Raw genomic sequence first — 10303 nt, forward strand, 5'->3', positions numbered from 1 at the left:
CCCTCCTTTTTTCACGACCAGGTCAGCAACAACGCCACAACCCCGATTCCCCAGCAATAGGGTGCAAATACGGACAATCTGCCCTTCTTGATCATGCGCAACAAGACGATCAGCGCCGCGTATCCCACCAGGGCGGCGACAATGGTGCCGAGCAGAATCACGCCCGTTGAAGCCGAAGAGTGGCCGATAACGGAAAAATCAAGGCCCAATACCAATGCGCCCAGAATGGCGGGAATGGAAAGCAGAAATGAGTAACGGCCCGCCGTCTCCCTGTCAACCCCCATCAGCAGGGCGATACAAATCGTTGAGCCGGATCTCGAAAGACCCGGCATGATGGCCATACCCTGAACCAACCCGATGATCAGCGCATCTTTCGGGCGCATCTTTCTCAAGGGACGCCCTTGCTCCGGAACGCGCCGGGTCAGCCACAACAACCCGCCGGTGATGAGCAACATCACCCCAACGATCCAGACATTGCTGAAAAGGTCCTCCGCCAGCGGCTTAAGCAGCAACCCGATAATTCCCGTGGGAATCGTGCCGAGGAGTATCAGGGTCACCAACCGAATGTCTTCATTCTGGTCAAATAAATTGCCCGCTCCACCGGTACGCTTCAAAAGGCCGGGAGAATGGAACAACGTGAGAAGAATATGCCCCAACTCCCGTCGAAATACCATCACAATAGCCAATAACGTACCGATGTGAAGACAGATATCAAAAAAAATCTCCGGTTCCGTCAGACCGAAAAGGTGTTGAAAGAGAACCAGATGGCCGGAACTGCTCACGGGTAAAAATTCCGTGAGCCCTTGAACAATACCGAGTAGAAGTGCGTAGACAGGTTCCAAAAAAACAGCTCCATTCTAATGATCCGTACTAAGTTTTAGCTTAAAAACTAAACCATACCAATTGCTTAAAGTTTTATTTCCCGGCCCGTGTTTTCGGTGTTGTAACCGCCTAGGGCCGCAACCCGTTGCTTGAAGGAATCGGCGCTGATGGTTTCGAGCAGTCGTTGAATCGGCACCGAGTCGAAATAGGCCGCCGGAATGATTAAATCATACTGCTCGGTGACAACCGGAATAAAGTCGAGCCCCAGCGCGTTTGCCGCCGCCATAATTCCCAGACCGACATCGGCCGCACCGCTGAGAATGCCGGCCGCAACCGACATGTGGGTAAACTCCTCGTTATCATACCCACACACCCGGTCGGGAGATATTTGAAGTTGATTCAGTTTAAAATCAAGCAAAATGCGCGTTCCGGAACCGGCCTGGCGATTGATGAACCGAATATCCTTCCGGCAAAGATCCGCTATGCCGCAAACGGACTTTGGGTTTCCGGCGGGAACCATGAGGCCCTGGTCCCGAAGCACCAGGTGAATCAGCCGAACCGGCACAGCGGATAGATGCTTTTTGATATAGGAGACATTGTAAGAGCCGTCGGTCGTGTCCAGAAGATGCGTTCCGGCGATGTGGCACCCCCCTTTTTTTACCGCCATGATGCCGCCCATGCTTCCCACATGGCTCGAAGACAGGGTTAGATCCCCAAACCGGGCGCGCAATTCATCGGCCAGCACATCGAGGGTGTTGTCGTGGCTGCCGACCGAAACAATGGTTTTTCGTATGTGCGATAAGGGCTTAAGCAACTCGGCCGTCACCGGCACCTGCTCCTTGAGGCCCTCTATGTGGTTGGGAATGCGAATGATGCCGTCCGCCCGGGTCAGCGAGGTAATCGTACCGGCCCCTCTTGAAAGCGGTGTTGCCACGACCCTGCCGCCCACCTCTCCCAGCTTGACCCTTAAAAATTCTTCCACCCCCAGTTTTGAGGCAACCTTTCGGGAAAGTTCCACTTGAAGTTGTTGGCGCTCTGTTTCGGGCTGGCCCAGCATGCGGCAAATCAAAGCGCCGACAAACTGCTCGAAAGCCAAGATGGCGGATACCGGGTAGCCGGGAATGCCGAACACCGGTTTGCCCTCAATTACCCCCAGGACAATCGGTTTCCCGGGCATCATGGTCACCCCGTGAAGCAGAATTTCGCCCAGCTCGCTGATGACATGTTTGGCATAGTCCCGGGAGCCGGCTGAAGAGCCGCCCAAAATGAGCACCATGTCCGCTTCCCCGCCCGCCGCCTCGGCCGCCGCCGCCTTAATGATTTCAATATCATCGGTCCGGGTTTCGTATCGTTTGCTTCGGGCACCCAGGGCTTCGGCCATCGCCATCAACACATAGGAGTTACTTTCGAACACCTGGCCCGGTTCTAACTCTTTCTTGTCCGTGAAGCGCCAATCCACTAATTCTGATCCGGTCGGAATGACGGCGATCAGCGGTTTTTTCCGCACCGGAACCGAAAAAATTCCCCCGGACAACAAGGCCCCGATGCAAAAAGGCGTTATCTGATGGTTTCTGGGGAACAAGAGCTCCGTGGCCACGATATCTTCCCCGATTTTTCGAACATTCTGCCAGGGAAATGCCGGTGCCTCGATTCGAATCTTGCCGTCTTCGAGTTCCTGAATATTTTCGATCATGATCACGGCGTCCGTGCCCGAAGGCAGCACATGGCCGGTATTGACGTAAAAGGCATCCTGATTCGCGATGAATATTTTGGGCGCGTTCTCATGCGCGCCAAAGGTGTTTGCCGCCCGCACGGCGATTCCGTCCATGGCGGCTGAATGAAACCCAGGAGAGGATGTCCGGGCCGTTACCGGTTCGGCAAGAATGCGCCTTACGGCCTCGGGGACCGGCAGCATCTCAACCCCTTTTGCCTCGACCCCGTTAAACCGGTTAAACAAAATATCCCGTGCTTCGGCCAGGGATTTCATCTGAAGGTATATATTCCGTTTGGAACTCATCATCATACCCCATTCAGCGCGATCACGCGCTCAAACGATCTGTTATAGCGTATTAAATTCAGATGGTCGGCATAAGATAAAAACCGCTCATATCGGCATCACGGAAACCAGGGTCCCCTTTTCAAGCCCTTCCGTATTCAGGTCGATGGCCACCAGCCCATCCGCCCGAATCATGGTGTTAAGCAGGCCGGACTTTCCCAGAACCGGTTCCGCCCAAAAACCATCCTCTTTTTCTATCAGTCGCACACGGATATAGTCGGTACGGCCCTGCGCGGAAGAAATATTCCGGGCCATGCGGGCCGGAACGGGCCATGCGGCTTTGCCGCCGTGAGCGATCATTCCGTTAATACGATCGATAAAGGGTTTCACGACCGCCTTAAAGACCACCATGCTTGAGACCACATGCCCGGGAAGTCCCCATATGGGTATTTGCCCGGCCCGAGCCAAAATCGTGGGTTTGCCCGGACTGATGGGAATGCCGTGAACCAGAATTTTCGCATTTGAAAGCCGGCTTAATACCTCCACGGTAAAATCCCGGGTGCCGACGGAACTTCCACCGGAAATCAGCAACATATCGGATGTCTTCAGCGCACGGTGGCATAATTCAAATAATTGCTCGCTATCGTCCTTGACAATGCCATAGCGAATGGGAATCGCACCGGCGTCACTCACCATGGCCGCCAACGTATAGGCGTTTACATCCCGAATCTTGCCGGGGCCGGGGGTTTCCTGAATGGGAACCACCTCATCACCCGTAGAAATAATACCGATGCGTGCCTTTGAATAAACGGTCAGGGTATCTTTTCCCAAGGCGGCCAATAAGCCAATATCCTGAGGACGCAGCACCCGGCCTGGTTGCAACACGCGGGCGCCGGCGGCAAAGTCCTCCCCCACCTGAACGACATGCTGACCTGGAGCCGCGCTTTTATAAAGCTCGATCGTGAATTCATCAATGGCTTCGGTGTGTTCTATGATAACGACGCTGTCGGCGCCGGCAGGCAACGCGCCGCCGGTGGAAATTTTTGCCGCTTCCCCGGGGCCGATGGAAAAATCGGGCCTCTCCCCCATGAGAACGGCCCCGACAATCGTTAAATAAGCCGGGTTTGCCTCGGAGGCGCCAAAGGTGGAGGCCGCCCGGACGGCAAACCCATCCATGGTCGAACGCACAAAATCCGGAAGATCCACCCGGGATACCAGCTCTTCACCCAACACACGGCCCAAGGCGTCCGAGAGGGGAATTCGTTCCGTTCCAAGCGGCTGAAACGCTTCGGCATAGCTGATGACGGTCATCAAATCCGTGACATGAAAAAAATCATCCATGGCGATATCTGTTAGCATAATGGCCTATAGTGATCAAATAGTTAGTGTCGAGTCATCCATCAGGGAATTCCGGACGGCGCCAATAGCGGGTAGCTGATGGCGTTTTACCTGCTTGCGGAGCGCTTGTTTTTTTGATAGTCCGTGACCATGCAATCTTGCCGTTATCATTTGAATACCCAAATCCCCTACCGGTGCACGAAGCACGAGATTTATCTTTGTGATCAGTGCATGAAATGCCCGGACCCGGCGTTGTACTGCAAACACCGAAGCGCATGCCCCATCTGGTTCATGCAAAAGGCATCGTCAGTCAACCCCCTTTAAGGAGCAGCATGCCATTCTCTCATCCGTATACGCTTTATATTTCAGGCTCCCTTGCCTATGACCGGATTATGGACTTTCCGGGAAAATTTTCCGATCATATTTTACCGGATAAAATCCATATCTTAAACGTCTGCTTTACCGTAAACGGCATGATGGAAAAATTCGGTGGTACGGCCGGTAATATCGCCTACAATCTGGCGCTGCTGGAAGAGACCCCGCTGATTCTCGGATCCGCCGGAAAGGATTTCGATCGCTATGAGGCCTGGTTGAAACAGAACCATATCCCCACTGAGGCCATTCGCATTATTCCGGAAGAATTTACGGCGGGCGCCTATATCACAACGGATCAATCCGATAACCAGATTACCGGATTTAACCCGGGCGCCATGAAACATGCCTGCGAATATTCCGTCACGATTGCAGAAGGGCAACGGGCCATCGGGATCATTTCCCCAGGATGCGTTGACGATATGCGTGGTTACAGCCGACGGTTTAAAGCGCTTCACATTCCTTATATCTGTGATCCCGGCCAGCAGATACCCGTTTTAGGCAAGGACGCGCTCACCGAAATGATAACTGGCGCGGGCATCCTTATTTCAAATGATTACGAGCTTGAAATGATACAAAATGCGACGGGACTGACCCAGGCGCTGCTCAGGGAAAAGACGGGCGCGCTTATCACCACCCTGGGAGAACAGGGCTCTCTTGTATGGGACGGTGCGGCGGAAACCCGTATACCGGCCGTACCGGCGGAGAGGGTATTAGATCCTACGGGCGCCGGAGATGCCTACCGCGCAGGACTTATCAAGGGCCTGGTAATGGAAAACCCGCTTCGGAAAGCCGCTGAAATGGGCGCCACCTGCGCCAGCTACGCCGTTGCCTGTCATGGTACCCAGGAGCACCGCTTTGATCTCGCGGATTTCTGGAAAAGACACGAAAGGCAATTTGGCAAAGCGGAATGATTTCTTAAAACGCCTTTATCCCACTCACAACGATCAATTGACTTTTCGTCGCTGTTGGGGACTTCCTCGGTTTCCGGGCCGGCTTAATATACCCGTTCGGCTCTCTTGACAGTGCCCGATTCGTTATTATATTTGAGAATATTTTTTATCGATAGTCTAATATATTGTTTTTTTTATATGTTTTTATTTATATGACGGTAAGGCATGGGCACGGGCAACACCCCCGAATAGCGCTTAAAAGGGGGTTGATCCGCCGCCCATAATGCGCTGCCGACGGCCTAAAAAGGAGGAAAAATACACATGGTTATTAAACCGATGAACGACAGACTGCTTGTAATTCGCGTGGAAGGGGAACAAAAAACCGCCGGAGGTATCATCATTCCGGATACGGCCAAGGAAAAACCGATGGAAGGCAAAATCGTTGCCACCGGTCCTGGAAAAATGGGGGATGACGGAAAACGTATTTCCATGGAGGTAAAGGCCGGGGATCGGGTGCTGTTTTCAAAATGGGCCGGCACGGAGATAAAAATTGATGGGGTGGAACATCTGTTTATGAAAGAAGATGATTTACTGGGCGTTCTGGAAGATTAAAGGAGGAGAAGTCGCATGGCAGCAAAATCGATCGCTTACAGTGACGAAGCCAGGGAACATATGCGGATCGGCATCAATAAGATGGCCAATGCCGTAAAGGTGACGCTCGGGCCAAAGGGCAGAAATGTGGTGCTGGAAAAATCCTTTGGTTCCCCCAATGTGACCAAAGACGGCGTTACCGTGGCAAAGGACATTGATCTGGCGCAAAAATTTCAAAACATGGGCGCGCAGATGCTCAAGGAAGTGGCCAAGAAAACCAATGATTCGGCCGGCGACGGCACCACCACCGCCACCTTGCTGGCGCAGTGCATCTACAACCAAGGGCAGCGTCTGGTGACGGCCGGTGAGAACCCCATGGCACTCAAGCGCGGCCTGGATAAAGCCGTGGCAGCGGTGGTAGCGGCGCTCAAAGCGCTTTCCAAGCCGATTAAAGACCACAAGGAAATTCTGCAGATCGCCACCATTTCGGCCAATAACGATCAGATGATCGGAAAACTCATTTCCGATGCCATGGAAAAGGTGGGGCGCGACGGCGTTATCACCTCGGAAGACGCCAAGGGGATGGAAACCACCCTGGATGTGGTGGAAGGCATGCAGTTTGACCGCGGTTACATCTCTCCCCATTTTGTGACCGACAAGGAAAAAATGGAAGCGGTCCTGGAAAACCCTTACATTCTCATACATGAGGAAAAAATTTCCGCCATTCAGGGGTTGCTGCCGACCCTGGAAAAAGTGGCCAAGTCCGGAAAACCCCTGCTGGTGATCGCAGAGGATGTCGAGGGGGAAGCCCTGGCGGCCCTTATCGTAAACAACCTGCGCGGCACTCTCAAGGCAGCCGCGATCAAGGCGCCGGGATACGGCGATCGGCGCAAGGAAATGCTGACCGATATCGCGGTATTGACCGGTGGCCAAGTGATCAGCAAGGACATCGGCGTCAAACTGGAAAGCGTTACACTCAAGGATCTGGGGCAATGCGCGAAGGTTAAAATCGATAAGGACAATACGGTGTTTATCGATGGCGCCGGCACCAAGGAGGCTATTGAGGGCCGCACCAGCATGATCCGTCGAATCGTCGAAAAGGCGGAGTCGGAATATGACCGGGAAAAGGCCAAGGAACGGCTGGCGAAATTTTCCGGCGGCGTGGCCGTGGTTCGCGTCGGAGCGGCTACCGAATCGGAGATGAAAGAGAAAAAGTACCGGGTGGAAGATGCCTTGAATGCCACCCGTGCCGCGGTTGAAGAAGGAATTGTTCCCGGCGGCGGGGTCGCGCTCCTTCGATGTATCAGCGCATTGGAGACCCTGAAAGTTCCCGATGACGAGAAAAACGGGGTGGCCGTTTTAAAACGGGCACTGGAAGAGCCGCTTCGCCAGATTGTCGAAAACGCCGGGGTTGAAGGCTCGGTGGTGATCAACCAGGTTCTGGCGGGCAAGGATGATTATGGATTTAACGCCGACACCAATACCTATGAAAATCTCGTGGCGGCCGGCGTGATCGACCCCACCAAGGTGGTTCGCTTTGCGCTTCAAAATGCGGCCTCGGTCGCGGGGCTGATGTTCACCACCGAGGCGATGATCACGGAAAAACCGAAAAAATCCAAAACCGGTTCCGATACCGAGCCGGATGACGACATGTACTAACCCGCTAAAATAAACGCCGCCCGTGCGACCGGCTTCTTTTCGTCGCACGGGCGGTGCCCGCAACGGTATGGTTTTTCCCGCGTGTTTGCGCCTTCGAGTGAATCGGCTGTTCTCATGCTATATTTGTTTGAATGTTATCGGATTATGTTCTAAGTAAGTAAGCTTCACGGCATTCATCAGTGGAGGGTCCAAACGGTGGTTATGGAAGAAATCAGACGGGAAGTGGAGCAAACAAGCCTGCTGGTGAGCCGGATCCGGCAGGAAATCGAAAAAATTTTAGTAGGCCAGCGCAAATTGGTGGACGGCTTGCTGATGGGCCTTTTTTCCAAGGGCCATATTCTTATCGAAGGCGTTCCGGGGCTTGCCAAAACCAGCGCCGTCAAGGCCTTGGCCGCCACCGTGCGGGCGGATTTCAAACGTATTCAGTTTACGCCGGATCTGTTGCCCGCGGACCTGATCGGTACCGAAGTCTACCGGCCTGAAACCGGCGAGTTTACGATCAAAAAAGGCCCGATTTTTCACAATATCATTCTGGCCGATGAAATTAACCGAGCCCCGTCCAAAGTCCAGTCCGCCCTGCTGGAGGCCATGCAGGAGCGCCAGGTCACCATCGGCGATGCCACCTATCCGCTGGCGGATCCGTTTCTCGTGATGGCCACCCAAAACCCCATTGAACAGGAGGGGACCTATCCGCTGCCCGAAGCACAGATAGATCGGTTCATGCTCAAACTGGTGATCGATTATCCGGACAAAAGCGAGGAAAAGGAGATTATGAAGCGTGTGGGCTTTGAAGTGCCCGCCGAGATTCATTCGGTGATTACACCGGCGCAGTTGGATGAGATCGCCGGGCTGATCCGAAGAATCTATGTGGATGACAAGCTGAAGGATTATATGGTGGATCTCGTGTTCGCCACTCGAAAGCCCGGTGATTACCATATCGACATCGCAGATTATATTCAGTTCGGCGCCTCTCCCAGGGCGACGATTTATCTGAGCCAGATCGCGCGGGCCTACGCCTTTTTGCAGGGCCGTGCTTATGTGACCCCTCAGGATATCAAAACCATCGCTCCGGATGTGCTGCGCCACCGGATTATTTTGACCTATGAAGCTGAAGCAGAGGATGTGACGACCGAGCAGATCATCGGCCGTGTATTTGATTCCGTGCCGGTGCCTTAAACGGGGTTTCCATGCTTTCTCCGGAACTCATTAAAAAAATTAAGAAAATCCATATTCGCAGCGCCCGCAGGGTTAATACCATGATGGCGGGCCAGTATAAATCGGTGTTTCGGGGCTCCGGCATTGAATTCGAAGAGGTGCGCGAATACACTCCGGGGGATGACGTCAAAAGCATCGACTGGAAGGTGTCGGCCCGCATGGGACGGCCTTATATCAAGCGTTACCGGGAGGAGCGGGAGCAACGGGTGATGCTGCTGGTGGATATGAGCGCATCCGGCGATTTTGGAACCGGGGAAACCGTGAAACGGGAAATGTCGGCGGAAATCGCCGCTATCCTTGCCTTTAACGCCATTCGAAATAACGACAAGGTGGGGGCGATTCTATTTACCGACCAGGTGGAGCGCTACATTCCGCCCCAAAAGGGATCGGCCCATGTCTGGCGGTTGATTAAGGAGATTTTCGCCTTTCAGCCGCAACATACCGGCACCGATATTCAGAGTGCCGTGCATTTTCTGGGGCGGGTCGGCCGTAAACGGGGCCTTGTTTTTCTGATTTCCGATTATCTGGCCGCTGATTATGCCAAACCGCTCAAGATTGCCGCCAAAAAGCATGAATTTATCGGGGTGCTGGTGTCGGATCCCGGTGACTTCAGGTTGCCCGAAGCCGGGCTGGTGCTGGTGGAAGATCTGGAAACCGGCCGAACGCTTTGGCTGGACGCGGGCCACGAAGCCACCCGCCGCCGGTATGAAGCCGGAAAATTTGCGGAACATCTAAAGGCCAAAGAGATTCTCAAGGGGGCGGACATTGATTGCATCGATATCAGCACGGCAGGCTCCGTGACCGATGCCTTGATTCTATATTTTCGATATCGTGAAAAGATCAAGAGAAGCTGATGGAAATGACGGATATTCACGATATCAAACCGCTCCTTCCGGTGCGGTTGCCGGTATCGATTCCGGGGGTGTTGTGGTATGTGCTGGCGGGCTTGGTACTGGCCGGTCTGATTTTGGCGGCCTGGTGTTACTGGCGGCGAAAACGGCGCTCTCCGCAAAACGAGGTGCCCGAGCGCGTGAGACCGCCGGATGAAGTCGCCTATGAGGCGCTTGATCGTCTGGAGGCGGCATCCGGGTTGACGGAAAAAGTGTTTTATTTTCGATTGTCCGCTATTTTGCGCGGGTATCTTTCCGGCCGGTTTGGTGTGGACGCACTTGAAATGACAACCGAAGAGCTTTTACCCGCCGTCGAGCGCATGGCAATGGAAAGATCGCACAAATCGGGGATCAGGGCGTTGGCGTTATTCAGTGATCCGGTGAAATTCGCCGACATACCGGCGGCCCTGTCACAAATGGAAAAAGACTTATGCTTTGTGAGACAGCTGGTGAAAGAGACGAGCCCCGCGATCGAGGCGAGCGCTCCGGCTGAACAGAAGGATTAAAGACCACGTACCGAGGTAGCG

9 protein-coding genes are annotated in these 10303 nt (G+C 53.9%); 6 read left to right on the plus strand and 3 right to left on the minus strand.

Annotated features, from left to right (window positions below; translation table 11 throughout):
- Positions 1 to 11: 11 nt before the first annotated feature.
- The 3 genes from RBT11_18720 to RBT11_18730 all read right to left on the minus strand — a co-directional run bounded on the left by RBT11_18720 (position 12) and on the right by RBT11_18730 (position 4177).
- Positions 12 to 842, minus strand: a complete 831-nt coding sequence (locus RBT11_18720; protein ID MDX9788818.1) for an undecaprenyl-diphosphate phosphatase — start codon at positions 840 to 842, stop codon at positions 12 to 14.
- Between the two features lie 65 nt (positions 843 to 907).
- Entirely contained in the window at positions 908 to 2842 is a 1935-nt protein-coding gene (locus RBT11_18725; protein MDX9788819.1) for a molybdopterin biosynthesis protein, read from the minus strand.
- An 84-nt stretch (positions 2843 to 2926) separates the two neighbouring features.
- The gene (locus RBT11_18730; protein MDX9788820.1) at positions 2927 to 4177 is read right to left on the minus strand and encodes a molybdopterin molybdotransferase MoeA; all 1251 of its coding nucleotides are present in this window, start codon (positions 4175 to 4177) and stop codon (positions 2927 to 2929) included.
- Positions 4178 to 4488: 311 nt separating this feature from the next.
- Here RBT11_18730 and RBT11_18735 point away from each other — a divergent pair, with 311 nt between their 5' ends.
- The 6 genes from RBT11_18735 (at position 4489) to RBT11_18760 (ending at position 10282) form a co-directional block, all read left to right on the plus strand.
- Positions 4489 to 5442 carry a carbohydrate kinase family protein gene (locus tag RBT11_18735; GenBank protein MDX9788821.1) on the plus strand — a complete coding sequence of 318 codons (954 nt, stop codon included), beginning with the start codon at positions 4489 to 4491 and terminating at the stop codon, positions 5440 to 5442.
- Positions 5443 to 5742: 300 nt separating this feature from the next.
- Positions 5743 to 6033: a co-chaperone GroES gene (locus tag RBT11_18740; GenBank protein ID MDX9788822.1), complete on the plus strand. Its 291-nt coding sequence runs from the start codon at positions 5743 to 5745 to the stop codon at positions 6031 to 6033.
- Positions 6034 to 6048: 15 nt separating this feature from the next.
- Positions 6049 to 7671 (plus strand): chaperonin GroEL, encoded by a 1623-nt coding sequence (groL, locus tag RBT11_18745; protein MDX9788823.1) that lies wholly within the window; start codon positions 6049 to 6051, stop codon positions 7669 to 7671.
- A gap of 201 nt (positions 7672 to 7872) precedes the next feature.
- Positions 7873 to 8847 carry a MoxR family ATPase gene (locus RBT11_18750; protein ID MDX9788824.1) on the plus strand — a complete coding sequence of 325 codons (975 nt, stop codon included), beginning with the start codon at positions 7873 to 7875 and terminating at the stop codon, positions 8845 to 8847.
- 11 nt (positions 8848 to 8858) lie between these two features.
- Complete coding sequence (locus tag RBT11_18755) at positions 8859 to 9740, plus strand: DUF58 domain-containing protein (protein MDX9788825.1); 882 nt, start codon at positions 8859 to 8861, stop codon at positions 9738 to 9740.
- Complete coding sequence (locus tag RBT11_18760; GenBank protein MDX9788826.1) at positions 9740 to 10282, plus strand: DUF4381 family protein; 543 nt, start codon at positions 9740 to 9742, stop codon at positions 10280 to 10282. The genes RBT11_18755 and RBT11_18760 overlap by 1 nt, the downstream gene beginning before the upstream one ends.
- Positions 10283 to 10303 lie beyond the last annotated feature (21 nt).

The organism is Desulfobacterales bacterium, assembly GCA_034003325.1.
Taxonomy (GTDB): Bacteria; Desulfobacterota; Desulfobacteria; order Desulfobacterales; family JAFDDL01; genus JAVEYW01.